1 protein-coding gene is annotated in these 290 nt (G+C 71.4%); it reads left to right on the top strand.

Going from position 1 to position 290, the window contains the following annotated elements:
* Nucleotides 1-290: S1C family serine protease (locus AC1RQI_RS17150; RefSeq protein WP_481905822.1), on the top strand; the 290-nt coding region annotated here is incomplete at both ends.

Genomic DNA, 290 nt, shown 5'->3' with positions numbered 1-290 from the left:
CCGCGATCTTCTCGCGGTCCGGCGGCTCGCAGGGCATCGGCTTCGCGATCCCGGCCAACATGGTGCGCGTCGTGGTGGCCTCTGCCAAGAGCGGCGGCAAGGCGGTGAAGCGGCCATGGCTCGGCGCGCGCCTACAGGCGGTCACGCCGGAGATCGCGGAGACGCTGGGGCTGAAGCTGCCGACCGGCGCGCTGGTCGCCAATGTCGCGCCGAACAGCCCTGCGGCGAAGGCCGGGCTCAAGCTCTCGGACCTGATCGTCTCGATCGACGGCACGCCGATCGACGATCCC

This window comes from Salicola sp. AFF1 (genome assembly GCF_056783195.1).
Note: the sequence above shows the minus strand (reverse complement) of the source record. Positions and strands in the feature narration are given on the sequence as shown.